Source organism: Micromonospora sp. NPDC048839 (genome assembly GCF_040649915.1).
In the GTDB taxonomy this organism is placed as follows: domain Bacteria; phylum Actinomycetota; class Actinomycetes; order Mycobacteriales; family Micromonosporaceae; genus Micromonospora.
On record NZ_JBEZGL010000009.1, the window covers coordinates 141,082 to 158,410 of the forward strand.

At 68.6% G+C, this 17,329-nt stretch carries 20 protein-coding genes; 9 read left to right on the plus strand and 11 right to left on the minus strand.

The annotated features are described in order from the left end of the window. Window positions 1–75 precede the first annotated feature (75 nt). Window positions 76–237, plus strand: a complete 162-nt coding sequence (locus tag AB0C25_RS18930) for a hypothetical protein (RefSeq protein ID WP_357374751.1) — start codon at window positions 76–78, stop codon at window positions 235–237. Further along, window positions 224–1,480 (plus strand): helix-turn-helix domain-containing protein, encoded by a 1,257-nt coding sequence (locus AB0C25_RS18935; protein ID WP_357374753.1) that lies wholly within the window; start codon window positions 224–226, stop codon window positions 1,478–1,480. The genes AB0C25_RS18930 and AB0C25_RS18935 overlap by 14 nt, the downstream gene beginning before the upstream one ends. A 188-nt stretch (window positions 1,481–1,668) precedes the next feature. On the opposite strand, the gene AB0C25_RS18940 is transcribed toward AB0C25_RS18935, so the two are convergent. From AB0C25_RS18940 to AB0C25_RS18955, 4 genes are all read right to left on the minus strand, one after another. After that, entirely contained in the window at window positions 1,669–2,460 is a 792-nt protein-coding gene (locus tag AB0C25_RS18940; protein WP_357374755.1) for an SDR family oxidoreductase, read from the minus strand. A gap of 415 nt (window positions 2,461–2,875) precedes the next feature. Next, window positions 2,876–4,348, minus strand: a complete 1,473-nt coding sequence (locus AB0C25_RS18945; RefSeq protein WP_357374758.1) for an RICIN domain-containing protein — start codon at window positions 4,346–4,348, stop codon at window positions 2,876–2,878. A gap of 114 nt (window positions 4,349–4,462) precedes the next feature. Then, window positions 4,463–7,597 (minus strand): RICIN domain-containing protein, encoded by a 3,135-nt coding sequence (locus AB0C25_RS18950; RefSeq protein ID WP_357374760.1) that lies wholly within the window; start codon window positions 7,595–7,597, stop codon window positions 4,463–4,465. Between the two features lie 389 nt (window positions 7,598–7,986). Next, complete coding sequence (locus tag AB0C25_RS18955) at window positions 7,987–8,616, minus strand: VOC family protein (RefSeq protein ID WP_357374762.1); 630 nt, start codon at window positions 8,614–8,616, stop codon at window positions 7,987–7,989. Window positions 8,617–8,712: 96 nt separating this feature from the next. Between AB0C25_RS18955 and AB0C25_RS18960 the strand changes: the two genes are divergently transcribed. The 4 genes from AB0C25_RS18960 to AB0C25_RS18975 all read left to right on the plus strand — a co-directional run bounded on the left by AB0C25_RS18960 (window position 8,713) and on the right by AB0C25_RS18975 (window position 10,340). Further along, the gene (locus AB0C25_RS18960) at window positions 8,713–8,934 is read left to right on the plus strand and encodes a DUF523 domain-containing protein (protein WP_357374764.1); all 222 of its coding nucleotides are present in this window, start codon (window positions 8,713–8,715) and stop codon (window positions 8,932–8,934) included. 79 nt (window positions 8,935–9,013) lie between these two features. Beyond that, window positions 9,014–9,682, plus strand: coding sequence for a GDSL-type esterase/lipase family protein (locus AB0C25_RS18965; protein WP_357374766.1), 669 nt, complete (start codon window positions 9,014–9,016; stop codon window positions 9,680–9,682). Window positions 9,683–9,803: 121 nt separating this feature from the next. Further along, window positions 9,804–10,145, plus strand: a complete 342-nt coding sequence (locus AB0C25_RS18970) for a GlsB/YeaQ/YmgE family stress response membrane protein (RefSeq protein ID WP_357374768.1) — start codon at window positions 9,804–9,806, stop codon at window positions 10,143–10,145. A gap of 21 nt (window positions 10,146–10,166) precedes the next feature. Further along, window positions 10,167–10,340: a DUF4259 domain-containing protein gene (locus AB0C25_RS18975; RefSeq protein ID WP_357374770.1), complete on the plus strand. Its 174-nt coding sequence runs from the start codon at window positions 10,167–10,169 to the stop codon at window positions 10,338–10,340. A 238-nt stretch (window positions 10,341–10,578) separates the two neighbouring features. On the opposite strand, the gene AB0C25_RS18980 is transcribed toward AB0C25_RS18975, so the two are convergent. Genes AB0C25_RS18980 through AB0C25_RS18990 form a run of 3 tightly spaced genes read right to left on the minus strand, consistent with a single transcriptional unit; the run spans window position 10,579 to window position 11,647 of the window. Next, the gene (locus tag AB0C25_RS18980) at window positions 10,579–11,001 is read right to left on the minus strand and encodes a hypothetical protein (protein ID WP_357374772.1); all 423 of its coding nucleotides are present in this window, start codon (window positions 10,999–11,001) and stop codon (window positions 10,579–10,581) included. Window positions 11,002–11,012: 11 nt separating this feature from the next. Then, a complete protein-coding gene (locus AB0C25_RS18985) occupies window positions 11,013–11,270 on the minus strand; it encodes a hypothetical protein (protein ID WP_357239003.1) in 258 nt (85 codons plus the stop codon). Then, a complete protein-coding gene (locus tag AB0C25_RS18990) occupies window positions 11,270–11,647 on the minus strand; it encodes a DUF2089 domain-containing protein (protein WP_357239000.1) in 378 nt (125 codons plus the stop codon). The genes AB0C25_RS18985 and AB0C25_RS18990 overlap by 1 nt, the downstream gene beginning before the upstream one ends. A 151-nt stretch (window positions 11,648–11,798) precedes the next feature. On the opposite strand from AB0C25_RS18990, the gene AB0C25_RS18995 reads away from it, so the two are divergent. Next, window positions 11,799–12,131, plus strand: a complete 333-nt coding sequence (locus AB0C25_RS18995; protein ID WP_357374774.1) for a hypothetical protein — start codon at window positions 11,799–11,801, stop codon at window positions 12,129–12,131. Here AB0C25_RS18995 and AB0C25_RS19000 read toward each other — a convergent pair. Then, on the minus strand, window positions 12,120–12,830 hold the full coding sequence (locus AB0C25_RS19000) for a hypothetical protein (RefSeq protein WP_357374776.1): 711 nt from the start codon (window positions 12,828–12,830) through the stop codon (window positions 12,120–12,122). The two genes, AB0C25_RS18995 and AB0C25_RS19000, sit on opposite strands and share 12 nt — an antisense overlap. A 199-nt stretch (window positions 12,831–13,029) precedes the next feature. Here AB0C25_RS19000 and AB0C25_RS19005 point away from each other — a divergent pair, with 199 nt between their 5' ends. Beyond that, entirely contained in the window at window positions 13,030–13,587 is a 558-nt protein-coding gene (locus tag AB0C25_RS19005) for a dihydrofolate reductase family protein (protein ID WP_357374779.1), read from the plus strand. A gap of 45 nt (window positions 13,588–13,632) precedes the next feature. Here AB0C25_RS19005 and AB0C25_RS19010 read toward each other — a convergent pair whose 3' ends face one another. Next, window positions 13,633–13,815, minus strand: coding sequence for a hypothetical protein (locus tag AB0C25_RS19010; protein WP_357374781.1), 183 nt, complete (start codon window positions 13,813–13,815; stop codon window positions 13,633–13,635). A 163-nt stretch (window positions 13,816–13,978) separates the two neighbouring features. Between AB0C25_RS19010 and AB0C25_RS19015 the strand changes: the two genes are divergently transcribed. Continuing rightward, a complete protein-coding gene (locus AB0C25_RS19015; RefSeq protein ID WP_357374783.1) occupies window positions 13,979–14,500 on the plus strand; it encodes a hypothetical protein in 522 nt (173 codons plus the stop codon). 10 nt (window positions 14,501–14,510) lie between these two features. Here AB0C25_RS19015 and AB0C25_RS19020 read toward each other — a convergent pair whose 3' ends face one another. Together AB0C25_RS19020 and AB0C25_RS19025 are read right to left on the minus strand one after the other, a co-directional pair. Beyond that, on the minus strand, window positions 14,511–15,719 hold the full coding sequence (locus tag AB0C25_RS19020; protein WP_357374785.1) for an MFS transporter: 1,209 nt from the start codon (window positions 15,717–15,719) through the stop codon (window positions 14,511–14,513). Window positions 15,720–15,926: 207 nt separating this feature from the next. Continuing rightward, on the minus strand, window positions 15,927–17,246 hold the full coding sequence (locus AB0C25_RS19025; RefSeq protein ID WP_357374787.1) for a hypothetical protein: 1,320 nt from the start codon (window positions 17,244–17,246) through the stop codon (window positions 15,927–15,929). Window positions 17,247–17,329: the final 83 nt, after the last annotated feature.

Below are 17,329 nucleotides of genomic sequence, written 5' to 3' on the forward strand. Positions count from 1 at the left end.
TCCGGTTTGGGACGTGAGCACGTCCTGGCCTGGGAGGGCGGCGAGCCTCCCGGAACTATGACGGAGGAGGCGGGGATGAGCGGGCAGGACGACAACGTTCCGGACAACACGGGTGAGGCGGCCGAGCGGGAGGCTGCCAAACAGCGCCTCCTGGCCCAGGCCGAGGCGGACCGCGTACCCGTGGACGACACGACCCGCGCGGTCCCGGACCGGCGGTGGCGGCGTGACCAACGATGACCTCCCGATCGGTCGTCGCGTGGCCCGCTGGCGGGTGCGGCGGTCGATGACGCAGCAGATGCTCGCCGACCGGCTGCGTAGGTCGAAGAGTTGGGTGGACAAGGTGGAGCGCGGCGTGCGCACCCTGGACCGGTACTCGGTGATCCAGGAACTGGCCCACGTCCTGCGGGTCGATCCGGAGGTGCTGCTCGGTCAGCAGCCGAGCACCCCGGCGGGTACGCCGGACGGGGTGGACGACATCCGGGCCACGCTCGCCCGCTACGACATCCCACCGGCCCCGGCGCAAGCACCGGAGGAGCTGCGACGGCAGATCGGGTACGCCTGGTTGTCCTACCAGCACGCGCACTACGGGCAGTTGGTGCGGGTGTTGCCGGGTCTGCTGGACGCCGTCCAGGGCGTGCGGTCGGCGGAGGTGCTGGTGCCGGCGTACCGGATCACCTCATCGCTGCTGGTCAAGCTCGACGAGGCCGACCTGGCCTGGCTGGCGGCCGATCGGGCGATGGCCGCCGCCGGAGACAACCAGATCCTCGCGGCAACGGCGACCATCGCGGTAGCCCAGGCGCTCCGCGCGTCACACCGCGACCACCTGGCCCTGGCAGCGGCCCTAACGGCCGCAAACCGCATCCTCCCGCCCACCCCCACCAACCCGCCCCCATCCGGCCCCGGTGATCATGAGGTTGACGAGCCGCGTGGAGATCGAACCGCCCGCCAACCTCATGATCACGGGGGCGAGGGTCGGGGGTGGTCGGCGGGGGAGTGGGCCGTGGGCGGGACGCTGCTGGTCCAGGCCGCGCTGGCCGCCGCCGGCTGTGGCGAGCACCGCCGCGCCGCCGAGCTGACCGACCGGGCCGCGGGGGTCGCCGCACACCTTCGGGGGTACGACGATCAGCACCGCACCGGCTTCGGGCCGGTTGTCGTCGACCTGGCTCGGGTGGTGCTGGCGGCGCAACGGGGTGACGCCGACGAGGCGCTCCGGCGGCACTCGGCCGTGGTGCGGCGGGAGGCGTGGCGGCGGTTGCCGGCCGAGTATCGGGGCGCGTACCTGGTGGACGTCGCGCGGGCGTACCTCCAGGTGGGTGACCTGCGTGGCGCCGCACGGGCGCTGGTGGACGCAGACAGTGTCGCGCCGGCTGAGGTTCGGTGCCGGCCTCTGGCGCGTACCGTGATCGCCGATGTTGCCCGCGCGCAGCCGGCACCGGCCGGCGTGGCGCGCTTGGCCACGCTCGTCGGCCTCACCCGCTGACTGGCCGGCTGCTCCGGCCCGGGACGATGGCGCGTGACCACGCCGGGGCGTCAGGATGCGCGGTCCTGGCCCCGATGCCCGGCATCGCGATCAGGACCGCAGCCCGGGGCCTGCTCGACCCGCGACGGAGGCAGCTGCGCCGCCCCAGCCACCGGTACCGGCTTCGGCGGGGTAATCCCGCCGCGGACTCACAGAATCGTCGTCAGCACACCTCCATCGACGCGTACCGCCGATCCGTTGATTGCGGACGCGGCGGGACTGGCGAGGAAGGTCACGGTGTTTGCGATCTCACTCGGGTCGATGAAGCGTCCCAGTAGGGAGGTCTGGTTGGCGCCGATGATCGCCACCTTCAGGTCATCCTCAAGGAGGGACTGGGCATCGGCCAGCGACCTGACCGTTTCGGCGACGCCAGTGGAATAGGTGGGGCCGCCCAGCACCGAGTTGACGGTCACCGCAGTGCCCTTCGTCAGCTTCGCCAGGCCATTGCCCACTGCGAGCATCGCCGTCTTGGACGTGCCGTAGTGAATCATGTCGGCAGGAATGTTGACGCCCGACTCGCTGCTCACGAACACGATCCGGCCCCACCCCCGATCGAGCATTGCCGGCATGAGGTGCCGCGCGAGCCGGACCCCGCTGAGCACGTTCACCTCGAAGTAGCGCCGCCACTCCTCGTCGGAGATGAGGTCGAAAGGTTTGAGCTCGAAGAGCCCGACGTTGTTGATGAGAATGTCGACGCTGGGCAGTTCGTCGCACAGCCTGTCGACGTCCTCGACAACCGAGAAGTCGGCTTGGATACCAGTGACGGACACGCCGGGCGCCTCCCGACGCAACACGTCGACAGCCTCGGCCAGCTTTGCCGGGTCGCGGCCGTTGAGGACCACGTTGACACCCTCGCCGGCCAGGGCCTTCGCGGTGGCGTAACCGATGCCTTGACTGGATCCGCTGATGAAGGCGGTCTTGCCGCTGAGTTGCAGGTCCACGTGCTGTTCTCCCAGTGAGTGGTGCCAGAACGGTGTGCCTGCCGGACGTCGGCAGGCGTTGCTCTCGACCTTGCCGCAGACCGATGAGCATCCGATGAGCACCGCGTCAGTGGCGGACGCTGGTGTGGTCGGACCGTTGGCACCGGCGGCCACCCCAACCGGACGATCTGCACGTCAGCTGCCGATACCGCCTCCGCACCCCACAGTGTGGGTCGGAGCCGTTGTGCACGACGCCGGTTTGGCCGGATCCACCCGGCCACCGCACGATCTTCGGTTGTCCTCACAACCCACCGATGATCAACGCGGTGGCCGTCCTCCGGGCTCGCCTTCCCACACCTGTGCGGTCATGGTTGTCAACAAACGGGGGTGGCAGACCGTGCCGTACGGTCTGCCACCCCGCCTTGCTGAGCCCCGGTCAGACCGCGGTTCTTGTCCAGCGCTGGTTGTTGGCGCTTCCGCAGGTCCACTGCTGGATGTCCGCGCCGTCGGCGGTTCCTGACTGGTACACGTCCAGACACTTGCCGCTGTGCCGGGCCACGAGCCGGAAGTTGCTGCCCTGCGACTGCCATTGCCACTGCTGGTTCTGGCCGCTGCCGCACGTCCACTGGACGATGTTCGCGCCGTCTGCGGTGGAGGCGGAGGCGACGTCGAGGCACTTGCCGCTGTTCTGGTTGACGATGCGGAAGTAGCCGCTACCGGCGTCCTCGAAGCGCCATTTCTGGTTGCTGCCACCCGCGTAGGTCCATTGCTTGATCTCGGCGCTGTCGGCCGTGGACTGCCCGATCACGTCCATCGCCTTGCCGCTGTTGACGTTGTTGATCCGGTATTGGGTCCCCGAGGGCGGGGGCGTCGTGGAGCCGCCGCCGATGTTGTCGCCATAGGCATAGCGGATCCGGTCGGCGCCAGAGGTGTTGCGGATGGTCAGGTTGAGATTGGTGCCGCTGCCACTGAGGGCGAACATCGAGTACCAGTCGTGACCGGAGCCGGAGTTCTTGCCGCCGAGGGCGGGCCAGTAGGTGCCGCCCATCTGGTTGTCACGCATGACCTGCGCCATGGCACGGATGTGGCGCACGAAGTTGTCGGTGCTGTTCGCGTCGGCGTAGTTGAGGCCGTTGTCCATGGGCCCGCCGAACTCGGTCGCGACCGCCCGGGAGGCACAGTTGCCCAGACGCGTCTGCATGTGACTTCGCCAGGCGTCGTAGGTCATCGAGCCGTAGAAGAAGGCGTAGTGGTGGAAGGACAGCAGCGTGCCGTTGAAGCGGCTGTCGTTGCAGACGTCGCGCAGGTCCTGGCTCGCGCCGGTGCCGCCGATGAGCACCCGGCTGGGCACGGCCGAGTAGTGGGTGCTGAGCCAGGTGGCTGCGATGTCGCGCCACTGTGCCGAGCTGTAACCGCCCGGCTCGTTCATTGGCTCGAAGTACACGTTGGTGTTCGAGCCGTAGGCGCTGGTCACGCTGGACCACATCGTGTTCCACGCGGCGAGGTTCGCGATCCTCGCGCCGGAGTTGTGGTCCGTCCAGAAGGCGAGGATGACCTTCATTCCACGGGCAGTGGCGGCGTCGATGGCGCCCCGGTAGGCGCTCCACCAGGTGGTGTTGGCCACTGTCTGGGTGTTGATGGGCAGCCGGACGGTGTTGATCCCCATGGTGGAGGCCATGTCGTCGTAGAGGGCGTTGGCCTTGGCCTGCACTGTCGCGTAGCTGTCGGATTGGCTCAGGCCCTGCACGGCGAGCGGGCTGGTACTGAAGTTGTCACCCAGCTGAGCCCAGTTCATGCCTCTGAACTGGCTGGTGGCGGCAGCGGCTGGGCCGGCGGTAGCGGTGATGGCGATTGCCGCTGCGGCAGCCGTGGTCGCCATCACCGCGCTGGTGGCCACGAGCCTGGCCATTCGCGACAGGGGGCGGCTGAACATGGCAGGTCGCATTGCGTCGTCCTTTCTGTTGGGGGACGGGGACGGGGACGGGACGATGCGGGTCCTACTGGCTGTCCGGCGCGACCGGTATCACGGCCGGACGGCCCCGACGGCATCCACGACGAGAGTGCCGCTGCGCACCATGATCTCCACGGTGTGCGTGCCGGCGCCGAGGTTGCGCAGGGCGTACGTCTGAGAGAACTCGGGAGAGGCGAGCGTGCTCGCTGCGGAGTTGACCACCGTGCCGTCCACCGTGACCTGCAGGACGGCCGAGCCGTTGTTCGGCCCGATGATGTCCAGTCCGGTGCCGGCGAACGTGTAGGTAAGCGTCGAGCCGCTGCCCTGGCTGGTCGACAGGCTCCGCTGAACGTTGTACATACCCTTACCGTTTTCGTGCGCCCAGGACCCGCCGTACACCAGCTTCCTGGCGGGCGGGTTGGCCAGGTCGGACATTTCCAGGTTGTCCAGCACCTCGGAGTAGTACGGCGGGCTTCCGTCGACCGTCTCCACCTTGAGGTTGTCGAACCGGGTGAAGTAGTAGCCGCTGCCCAGCGTGATCCGGCCGGACAGTTTCGGATTCGGGTCGGTGTAGGTGGCCAGTGTGACGCCGTCGAGGTAGGCGGTCACCGTGCTTCCGACGCCCCTCAGCGCGATGTTGTGCCACGCGTTGTGCGCGGTGTTGAACCCACCGATCCGTACGCCGCCGGCGCCGCTGACCACGTTGCCGCTGGCGACCGCGTTGTTGTTGACCAGCAACTGCCAGCCCCCGTCGAAGGTGAACTTCACCGAGTACGGCGCACCGTTGTCACCGTGCTGCTCGCGGATGCCCAGCCGGGCGTGGTTGGCGCCGTTCTGGGTGCTGCTGTTCTCGAAGGAGACGTCGACACTTGCCTTGTAGTTGAGCCACCGGCTGTCACCGATCCTGGTGACCGCGTCCCCGCCGTTCCACGCACCGCCCAGGCCCTGGCTCGGGCCGTCCAGCTGCTGGCGCAGCACGTAATTGGTCGATCCGTCCGGCTGGTACGCCTCGAAGGCGCCGTTGCGGTCGCTGGCGTAGCGCGGGATGACGCTCCTGGCGCCGCCCCGCGACGTGATGAAGTCCTCGGTGCCCGTGATGGTGCCGCCGCTGCCGATCACCGGCACTGTCTTGCCGGTGTAGTCGAAGCCGTCGGCGTAGAGGATGTTGTCGCTGGTGCTCTGCACGTCGCCGGAGATGTCGGTGTCCAGCACGGTGCGCTGGCCCTCCACCGGCAGGGGTTCCAGGTACTCGGGCTTGGTGTGGTTGGCCAGCGTCGTCACGGTGACGACCGAGTTCGGCCGGACCGTCACGGTGTACACCCCGCTGCCATCGGCCGGGACGCTGCCGAGGTGCCTCAGGTAGTTGGCGTTGAACGCCTGGCCGGGGTCGGCCGCGCGGGTTTCCCACACCTGTAGGGCCGGCGCGCCGGAGTAGGCCATGTTCACCGGCTGGAGGCGGTACGACTGGCTGTACTCGCTGTCGTTCATGAAGACCGTGGAGAAGTTGCGCCTGTCGGGCGCGGCGAGCGTGAGATAGCTGGGCGTGCCGTTGCGCCCGACCACCGGGTTCGTCCCGGTCGCTCCGGTGTAGCTGGATTCGGGGACGGCGCGCCAGATACCGGCCGTGTTGCTGGAGTTCTCCCAGCCGGTCTTGGCGAACCAGCTGAAGTGCCGCAGCACGTCGATGGCGGCGTCGTAGTGCAGCCAGCCCGACCAGGGATCGCGGGCGCTGACGACCTCCTTGTAGGAGTACTGCCCACCCTCGTAGAAGGACCCGATGGCCGGTTGGTAGATGAAGTTGGTCCGGCGCGAGTTGACGAATCCCTTGACGATGGTGTTTCCCATCTCCAGGGCGCTGTTGGTGCCGCCGATGCCGGTTCCGACCACCGACGGGGACCGCATGTTGTTGTTGGGGCGTAGGGCGGAGTTGCCGAAGGTCGCCTGTGCCTCGCTGTTCCAGATCTCCTTGTCGTAGTCCATCGCCAGGCGCTTGAAGTTGCCGGCGCTGTCGTCGTCGGGGCTGTAGTGGTAGCCGGCCGCCGCCACCACGTCGCGCAGGCCGGCGTCGCTGATCATGCTGCCGCCGAACGACCCGACACCGACCTCGTCGGAGATGACGACCTTGAGCTGGTTGTACCGGGACTGCTCTGTCGAGTTGGCGAAGTCGGCACTGTCGGTCCTGACCCGGTTGGCATAGGTCTTGGTCCAGTTCAGGTCCGCCCCGCGCTCGTTGAGACCCGGGTTGACGTAGTCGACCATGAACCCGTAGGTCCGGTACGCGCTCAGGATGGTCTTCTTGAACCAGGTGTAGACCTTGTCGTTGCTGTTCACCCAGCCGGGGGAGTTCCAGCGCAGCAGGGACACCTTGACGTTCGGGTTGACCTTCTTCGCGTCGGCGGCGAGTTGGAAGCCCTGCGCACGCTTGACGTTGGGGGTCTCGGACTCCCAACGCATGGTCGAGGGGTCCGGTCCGGTGGAGTTGTTGCGGTCGTTGCCCATCTCGATCTTCACGTTGGTGAAGACCGGACTCTCCCCACCGAAGAGGACCCGCAGCAGCTGCGCGTACGCGGTCGGGCTCTGGGCCTTGTAATCCATCAGCAACTCGCTGGTGCTGTTGGCGCTGAGCGCACCGAAGCCCTTGAACGTCAGGCCGTTGACGTTGCCGGCGCGGATGTTGTTGCCGTCCACCGTGATCGTGCCCGATCCCGGAGTCGACACGTCAGTGACGATCCACTGCTGGTTGGTGCTGCCGCTGTTCGCGTACTGGACGAGGTTGGCGCCGTCGGACGTACTGCCCCCGCCATCCAGGTACAGCCCGTTGGCCCGGTTCCTGAACTTGGCGTAGCCGCCGGAGTCCTCTCGGGTCCACTGCTGGTTGGTGCTGCCACTGTCACTCCACTGGCCGCAGATGGATCCGCCCGTCGTGCGGCCCATCCCGTCCAGGTACAGGCCGGTGGCCCGATTCCTGATCCGGACGTAGTCGCCGACGGCATCGATCGTCCACTGCTGGTTGTCGCTGGACGACGACGAATACTGGCCGACAGCGGCGCCGTTGGTGGTCCGGCCCATGCCGTCGATGAACTTGCCGGTGGTCCGGTTGCCCAGTTTGACGTAGGCGGCGGCTGCTTCCATGGTCAGGCCCACTGGCGTGGATGCGACCGGCATGGCTACCACGTACGCCAGGGCAAGCGCTGCGATCGACAGCATGCTCAGCGCGGTGGGCCTGACGCGGGCACGGCGCGGGCGGGCTGCTCCCGGAGTCTGCCGAGGCGGAGCGGATCGAGGGCTGGTCATGCGATCTCCAGTCAACCGGTCAACGTGTGGCAGGCGACGCCTCGGGCTCGCCGGCCTGCGGTGTCCAGAGGTGGCACGGCATCGTCTGATCGCATCGAATCATATTTATACGATCCGGATCAAGAGATGCCATGAAACGGACCGAGGCGTTCAAGAACGATCAGACTCGATCATCCGGCCGTCGGGCTGGAGAGCCGCGATCTATCCACCCAGCGGTCGGGGGCCACGCTGGGGACAAGGTCTCGCGCTTGTGGACGCGGACAGCGTCGCGCCGGCCTCACCAGGTGCGGCTCGCGGCCCTGCTATTCGCGGCCCACCCAGGTGGCGACGCATGCCTCGTTGCCCTCGGCGTCGGCCAGGACCCACCACCTGGGTGCATGCGCGTCGGAGACCAGGGTGCCGCCGGCGGCCAGGGCGGCGGCGATGCGAGCCTCCGCCTGATCGTGTGGGACAGCTATGTCGAGGTGCATGCGGTTGCGCTGGGGGCGCGCCTCGTCCATCGGTTGCAGACCGAAGCCCGGACCGCGGCGCGACGGGTCGAACAGGTAGTCGTCGCCGATCTGCCCATAGCCGAGCAGCGCCCGCCAGAACGGCAGCACGTCCGCGCCGGCGAGTGCGTCGAGGGTGACGTTGATGAGTTGTACGGCGGTCGGGTCGGCGGGGAGGCCCAACTCCCTGGCGGCAGCCGAGATGCGCCGGGCCAACGAGATGTCGCGTCGACTCAGGCTCACGGTGACGCCGGCGCCGCGCAGGTCGACCATGAGGTACTGCTGCTGGGCCTCGTCGGCGAACCGGCCGATCTCGTCGACGAGCGCGATGCCCCTGGCCAGCGAACCGGTCGGGAAGTAGGTCGAGACCAGGTGGTAGAGGCAGCGCCAGTCCTCGACGCCGTCGGCCGCGTGGAACCGCGCGGCCGTGATCTGCCCGGTCATGTCAGCGAACCTAACACCGGCCTCCTCCGCGGCGTTTGCCAGCTGAAGCCCTCTCTGCGGCGCGTCACCTGCCGCCACTGTGGAACGCGGTGCTCGGTGGAGGCAGGTGTCGCGCTCGCGATCCTTGTCGACGGCAGCCCGACCTGCGGCAGCAGCGTGGTCTATGACGGCTCGTTCACCGGCCGTACCGTGCCCGGACGGGGAGTAGCCGCAGAGGAACTGCTCCGTCACGGCATACCGGTGTTCCACGAAGGGCAGCTTGCACAGGCCGCGGAGTTGCTCGCTGACCTGGAGACGTCACCGCGCCGCACCGGGTAGCAGAATCGCAGTCTGAAGTCATGGAGATTGACACCTGAACGCATTGTGATGCGCTCAAGTGCATGGATATGCTGTGGGCATGTTATCCGCCTATCCGGAGGAGCCCGGCGCGACGGGATCGCGGTGCGACCTGCGGGTGTGCTTCTTCGGTGACTCGTTCACGGCAGGGGTTGGCGACCCGTCCGGTGTGGGCTGGGTGGGGCACGTGGCCGCTGCCGCCCGTGCGCAGGGCCGTGATCTGACGGCCTACAACATGGGGGTTCGCCGGGACACGTCCCTGGACGTGGCCCAACGCTGGCTTCCTGAAGCCCGTGTCCGCCTCAAGGACGGCCAGGCTTTCGGGGTCGTGTTCGCGTTCGGGACCAACGACGTGGACATGCAGCTCGGCCAGGTTCGTGTCCCGCCGGACCGATCACTCGCGCTGCTTGCCGCGATGCTCGATGACGCCCACGCCGCACGGTGGCACACGCTTGTCGTGGGGCCGCCGCCGGTGCTGGACCCGCAGGCAAGCGAACGGGCGGCCGACCTCGCCGCCGCGATGGCGCAGGTGTGTACCACCCGAAGCGTGCCGTTCGTCGATGTCACGGAGCTCTCCGCAGACCCGGTCTGGAGCCAGGAAATCGCTGCGGGTGATGCCTATCATCCGTTCGCGGCTGGTTATACCCGCCTCGCCGCCCTGGTAGAGCCGGTTTTCCTGCGGTGGCTGGCCGGCATGCGAGCGGAGCCGGCGCCGGCCGGCGTGGCGTGACTGGCGACGATGGGTGGATCGAGCTGACACGCCCCGGGCCTCGGGCCTCGATCTGGGCGGGGTTTCCGGGAACGTGAGTTTCGGGCATGTACCCGGGCACTGCTGGAGGGGAGATTCGGCAATGCTGGTAACTGGTTATCTCGGCGCGGTGCTCATCGGTGCCCTCGTCGGCCTGCTCGGCCGACTCATCCTGCCCGGGAGGCAGCGGATCGGTGTCTTTGCCACGTTCGTCCTCGGCGTCGGCTCGGCGGTGCTGGGCACCGTGGTCGCCAGGGCGCTGGATATCGACGACGGGGCCAACGTGGAGGTGTGGGTGCTGCGCTGGGACTGGGTCGTGCTCGCGATCCAGGTCGGCTTGGCAATCATCGCCGTGGCGCTGGCGAACATGCTCACCTTCACCCGGCTGGCCGGCGGCGACGACAAGCCCCGTCGGCGGACCCGTCGCAGCCAGGCCAAGGGCTGAGACGCCGCCGGAGAGGGTGACGTGGGTACGTTCGGAACCGGACCGTTCAGCAGCGACGGCGCGCTGGACTTCCTCGACGAGCTCACCGAACGGCCGCCTCAGCAGCGCGCCGAGGACCGGACCGAGGCGCAGCTGACGTGCGACGGCCTCACAGCTGTTCTCCTGGCGGTGGGCGCAACCGGCGGCCAGCGGTGACTGTCGGTCACCTCGGCGGGGGTGAATGCGGTCGTGAGCGCTATACCTCAGAGTCATATTCATACCTCTGAGTCATACCGTTCAACAGCACATCGACCTGGCGGGCAGCCAAACCGGATGGCCAGGCGTCGTCATGCCGTGGGTGTGGGTCGTCTGGGGTGAGCCATAACGCACGCCGTTCGCCAGTGGGGGCAGCACTCGCCGGCTGGCGCGAGTGAGTTGCCCCCGCAGCCGGCGTCTACTCGCAGAAGACCCGCACGGTGGCATCTGGCGAATCGACTTCCACGGTCACCTCGTCGAGGTGCTCCACGAGCGCCTCCAGCTGCTCGGGCTTGAGCTGCGTCAGGTCGATCGGCACACCCGAGTCGCTGAGTGAGGCGTTGGCCTTGACCAGGGCCTGCGGTGGGACCAGGGCCGCCAGCCGTACGCCGGCGCGCAGCAGTTGCAGCGGCACCCGCACGTTCACCCGCGACGGCTCGCCGTTGTCGGTGGCGTCCACCAGGACCCGCAGGTACTTCACCTTGCCCTTCGGTCGGGCGTCGTGACCCGCTGTCGCCGGTGCCTGGTCGCGTTCCAGGGCGGCGATGAGCTGCTCCGCCTCCTCGGCGGTGATCTTGCCGGCGGCCAGCAGGTCGAGGATGTCCTTGCGTTGTTCGGTCATGCGAACGTCTCCTATCGGATAGCCACGAGCACGGCCGTGCGGCCCTGCTCGATGTCGAAGCGGGCGCCGGGTAGCGCGCAGATGACACGCCAGGCGGCGCCGAGTGCCCGCACCACACCGATGCGGAACACAAGGCAGGCCACGATCGCCGCCAGCACGACCAGGACCACGACCGGGAAGAGCACGAGCGCCACGGGAAGCACCGGAACCCAGACGCGGACGGGTCGGCGGTCCGGGCGGTTGACCTTGACGGTCACCAGCTGCGGCATCACGTCCGGCCGTCCAGCTCGGCCAACGCCTGCTGTGCGGTGATCTCACCGCGGCGCAACCGGTCGATGATGTCGGCCCGCGAGGGCGCCGGATCGGTCTCGACGAAGTCGAGCATCTGCGTGATCCGGTTGAGTCGTGACTTGATCGTCGGGTAGCTCACCCCGAAGATGCGTTCCATCTCCTTGATCGAACCGTGGCAGCGCACGAACGCCGTGACGAAGACCTGATCCTCGACGTTGAGCTGAGCCAGTTGCGGCGGCTCGAACTCGCCCTCGATCGCGACGCCGTTGCTCGCCAGGCGCACCCGTTCGACGACGAACGGCTGCCCCCGCGTCAGGCTGGTGAGGTCTTGCCAATCCATCGCCTGATCTGTCATACCTGAATTTATAGCTCAGTAATCCTCAACTTCCAAGAGGTTGATCTTAATTTTCTTAAGGACTGATGCGTAGCTGTGCCACAGCAGGCCGGAGCGCGAAGGTCGTGATCACGGCCCGGCGGCAAGAGCGGGTCACCGGTACGATGCCGGGATGGGCAGGTTCCTTGCGCTCTTCAACGGCGCGGCCGACGAGACCGACAAGACCGAACTCACCGACCAGCAGCAGACCGAGTTCCTCAACGCGTGGGCGTCCTGGGCGCAGGCCAACGAGAAGGCCATCGTCGACCCCGGTGCTCCGTTGAACGCGAAGAAGCGGGTCACCGGCCGGGGTGTCGAGGACTTCACCGACGCCCTGACCGCCTACTCCATCGTGGAGGCGGACTCGCACGACGAGGCGGTTCGGATCTTCTCCGGGCACCCGCACCTGGGGTTGTTCGCCGGAAACTCGATCGCGGTCCTGGAGTGTCCGCCGCTACTCAGCTGAGGTGAGCTGCCACCGGTCGCCGTGACCCGTGGCGATCGCGATCGCCTCGATCACCCTCCGGGCCGCCGCTGGATCGTCGGTGAAACTGACGGCGGCTTCGAGTCCGACCGGCGGCCCCCCGGCGAGGCTCGCGGCCACGGCGATCATCCGGCGGTCCCGGGCCGGCACGTCGGCGGCCGCCGCGAAGTCGACCACCGCCGCCCAATCGGTGACCTGCCCCATCCGCACGGTGTCACCCATGTCCCACGGCAGATCCAGGACCCCCACGAGGTCACCGAAACCCGGCTGGTCCGGAACCGCGGTGAAGGTCAGCAGATGTACGGCGGCCCGCAGGCCGAGCGAGGCTCCGGTGGCGATGTCGGTGCGAAGGACCCCTCGAATCTCCTCACCGGTGAACCCGGAGGCGAAGTCCGGCCGTGGGGTCCTGCGATGCAGTGGCGGCGCCGTATCGGGATCGGTCAGCAACTGCTCCACCCGCAGGCACTCCACGCACGGCGGCAACGTGGCGATGTCCACGTACGTGTCACGGCGATGCATCTCGTAGGCGGTGTTGATCGCCCACTGGTCACTGCCCCAGACCGGACGCTCCGGAGTCGAGCAGAGCGTGAGACCCGTCTCGCCGCCGTCCCCGCCGGGCGCGTCGTCGAGATCCACGGACAGGTGCTGGAATGTGCCGTCCGTACACGGTCGAGGTGTCATCGGCTCCTCCTCGCCACTGGCTGCTTGCCGGTCACCCCCGTGACAACGAAGCCTATCCATGCCTCGCAAACCGGCGCGGCCCACGACGAGGGGCGCAGGGCTGCCGCCCGGTGTGACCAACAGACCCGGGGCGGCGCAGGTCGAGATTGAGCGCGAAGCCCGCCTGGGCGGCACCGCAGTGACGTTAGACTCGCCGGCCATGGGACTCCTCACCTTCAGCCTCAACGTCACTCTGGACGGTTGCGTCGACCACCAGGAGGGGATCGCCGACGACGAGACGCACGCCTTCTTCACCCGTCTCCTGGACGAGGGCGGGGCGATGCTGTGGGGACGCGTCACCTACGAGATGATGGAGAGCTACTGGCCGGCCGTCGCCCGTGGCGACGTGGAGGCGCCGCCGGCCCTCCGCGAGTGGGCGGTCAAGCTGGAGGCCAAACCCAAGTACGTGGTGTCGTCGACGCGCGAGGACTTCCCGTGGGCCAACAGCCACCGCATCGTCGGCGATCTGCGTGAGGGCGTACAGAAGCTCAAGGACGCGACCCCGGCCGGGGTCCTCCTCGGAAGCGGCACGCTCGCGACCGAACTCGATCGGCTGGACCTGATCGACGAGTACAAACTGCTCGTCCACCCCAGGATCGCCGGCCACGGCCCGACGCTGTACCAGGGCGGGCTGCCCGCCACGCGCCAGCTCGAGTTGCTCTCGGCGGATCCGCTGCGCAACGGCGCGGTGGCCATGCACTACCGCCGCGCGCGCTGAGGATCGCGTCGCGTACCCCTGATTCCGGTGTCCTTCGTGGCGTGGTCAGTCTCGCTGCCGCCGCTGGCGTAGCAGGTGGACGAGCACGGCGGCTAGGACGAGGATGATGATGCCGGCCGACACGGCCACGAATGCGTCCGGATGGCGCTCACCGACGGTGCCGGCGAGCACAGACCCGATGACGGTGCCCAGGACGACGAGGAGGATGCCGAGAGTAGGTCGTTTCACGGGCGTCACTCCTGTCTGGCAACGGGATCGACCTTCCTGGTTGTGCTCGAAGTTGTCCTCGGCCAAACCTCCGGCGTGCCCTGACCGTGGCGCGCCGCTCCCAAAAACACCGTGATGGCCGGAATTGTCCTGCGCGAATGGATCATCTCTTGTCCATCGGTTAGTGTGCGCGTCCGTGAATCACTCTCGAATTGCTTCCGCACTGTTGATCCTTGCCGCTGCCACCGCGCTGACCGCCTGCGGTGACGGGGACGCGGCGACGACCGCCGGCTCGACCCCGTCTGCCAGCACGTCCGCCGCCGCGACCACGGCCGCTGCCTCCCCTTCCGCCGCGCCGGCGTCGTCGGCCGCCACGGGCTCCACTGCCGACAAGGAACTCTGCACGTCGTTCGGTAAGGCCGCCGACGAGATGAAGGCCGAGCTGGTGAAGATCGCCACGGCTGGTGAGCCGACGGCGGCGGACTTCAAGAAGATCCTTGCCGATCTGGAGAAGAAGACGGCCGCGTTGGCCTCGGCCGGCGCAGACAGCAAGGTGGCCGCTGCCCTCAAGTCGTTCGGCGCCGAGGCGGGCAAGGCCGCGGCGGCCGCCGATCCGGAGTCCGCTGCTGACAACGGGGCCTTCGAGAAGGCCGGCACGGAGCTCACCGCCGCGTGCAAGGCGGCCGGAGCCAGCGTCAACTTCTGATCACGATGGTCTAACCCTGTGGCGTGAGACGGGGGTCGTGGTGGCCGTCGTTGGCGACGACCGGGCGGGTCGTGTCTCTGGCGACGGCCACCATGATGATGGTGCTGAGCAGCGCGGCGACGGGGGCGAGTCCCAGGCCGTAGCGGACGCCGTTCGCCGCCACCAGACCGGTGACCGCCGAGCCGGCGGCGCTGCCGATGGTGAACGCGGTGGCGACCCACGCGAACGCCTCCGCCACGGTGCCCGGCGCCGCGAGCTGATCCACCAGGAGGAAGATGGCGGTCAACGCCGGCGGTAGGGCCAGACCGCTGATCGCCAGCAACACCGCCATCAGCGTGGGTCGCGGTGTCAGCAGCAGCGGCACGAAGCCGAGGGTCAGCCCGGCGGTGAGCAGCGGCAGCCGCCGCGCTCCCGCCGGCCCGGCCCGGGTGTAGAGCAGGCCGCCGATCAGGGCGCCGGTTGCCTGCGCGGCGAGCAACCAGCCGGCCAGGTGCCGGTTGCCGGCTTCCTCCGCGTAGGCGGTGACCGCAACCGCGATGCCGCCGACCGCCATCCCCGTGCCGACCACCCCCGCCAGCAGGGCCGCGAACCGGGGTACGCGCAACGGGCCGGCCCAGTGCCGCGCCGCCGGGACTCCCCGCCAGGCCCGCACGGCGGGAGCGCGGACGAACGCGGCGGTGCCGACGAGCTGCAGCAGCGCCGCCACCACCAACCCGGCGACCGGCCCGCCGAGCGCCACCGCGAGGAGCGTCGTGAGCGGTCCCACCACGAAGATCACTTCCTGTACGGCGACATCCAACGCGTACGCGGCCGGCACTGCCGCCGGCGGCAGCAGATCCGGCCACAACGAGCGCAGGCACGCCTCCAACGGGGGAGCGCCGAGCCCGGCGACCACGGCACCGACAGCCGCACCCGTCGCGCCGAAGGCGCCGGTGGCCACGAAGCCGAACCCGGCACCGGACACCACCACCGCGAGGCACAGCACCGGTGGCTGACGCCAGCGGTCCACCGCTCGGGCGAGCAGCGGCGTACCCACCGCCACCCCGGCGGTGTACGCGGCGACGAGCAACCCGGCCGCGGCCAGGCTGAACGACTCCCGCGCGAACAACAGGAGGGCGAGCGGCCCGGAGGCCGAGGGCAACCGGCCCACCTGGGCGGCGAGCAGGACCCAGAGCACCTGCGGTGCACGCAGGACCACCCGGATACCGGATGAAGACATGAGACATCGCTCCCGGCGCGATGGAAGGAATCGAAAGGACCCGCGGGCAAGTGCCGGCGCGGGTCAGGGAGCGAAGTCGGACCGTTCGTGGTCGTTGCCGTACAACGGCAGAGCGGGCGTGATCCACCGGGCGTACGAAGCCGCGACCGCCTCCACCGGAACCACGAACTGACCGTATCGCACGGCGGCGGTCCACGGGGGTGTGCCCTACCCGTCGGTGGCGGCCCGATACTCCAGGACCTTCTCCACGCCGTGGACCTTCCACCGAAGCCCATCCATGGGACTGAACTCGGCACCGATCTCGTGCAGCGCATCGAGGCCGTGCGGATCCTCGCGCAGAGCGAGGCCAACGGCAGCGTGGAGCCTCGCCCGCAGGTGGTCGTCGGTCAGGTGCGCGGTCAGCAGGTCACGAACCGCCGGGGTGTCGAGACCCGATTCCGACAAGCTGAGCAGGGCGCCGGCGCGGACCCCGCCGTCGTGGTCCGCCGCGAGGCGGATCAGCGTCGCCACCACGCCCGGCGGCGTGTCGAACGGGTGGGGAGGCAGATTCGCGTGCGGCCCCAGGCGTGGGTGCTCGCCAATGGCGTTGCCGAGCATAGCGGCGACGCATCCGCGGATGTCCGGGTCGGGGTGACCGGCCTGGTGCAGGATGTCCGTCAGGTCACCACGATCGGTGTACTCGGCGAACGCGCCGATCACGTTCTCCAGCGCGATCGGATCGTCCTCGGCGCGCAGCCGTGGCCGGAGCACCTCCAACGCCTGCGCCTTCAGGGGTTGCTCCTGACAGCTCAGCGAGTGCAACAGTTGCGTGGCGAATCGTCTGGTGTCCACCGACGGGTGTGCCACCAGGTCGGCAGCCCACCGGAACTGGTCCTCGGCAGTCAGGTGATACGCCATGCCGACCTCGGCCTGGACCCAATCGCACGACTGCGGGTCCGCGTGGAACAGGGCGCGTGCCAACAACTCGTCGGGGGTGACGGGTATGTCGAATTGGTGTTCCAGATAGGTGACGATCGCCCGATGATCGAGCTGCGTCTCGGCCTGCCGCCCGTCGGCCAGGGTCAACCGGATCCTCGTCGCGTGTTCCGGCTCCTGTTCCCTGGTCAGGATCCGCACCCGCTCGACGGCGGCCGGCTCGTCCGGGTGCGCACCGAGCCGACGACGCAGTTCGACCTCCGGGTCGAGACTCAGCCACAGCCGTCCGATGTCCAGCGCACCGCGCTTCAGGTGCTGCGGCACCTGCTTCCGCCAGTACGGGACGTTGTGCACCAGCTCCCACAGGACCTCGTACGCCCCGAAGTCGGCCGCCCAGGACACCGGATCGACGCCGTCGTCCCACGGACGGGCCGGATCGACTCCGGCATCGAGCAGGCTGGCGACGACATCGGCGTTCCCCGCGAACGCCGCCGCACGCAGCAGCGCGCTGCCCTTGTCACCCGCGAGCGCATCCGCCGACGCCGTCCGCAACAGCCGGTCGAGAGACTCCGTGTCGCCGGCCCGCACCGTGGTGAGCAACTGAGCATCCACTCAGCCACCCTGCCCGAGTGGACGCCGGCGGTCCACCGATTATCCAGCTGCTACCCGATCGACGGCTGGCCCGATTGTCGGCG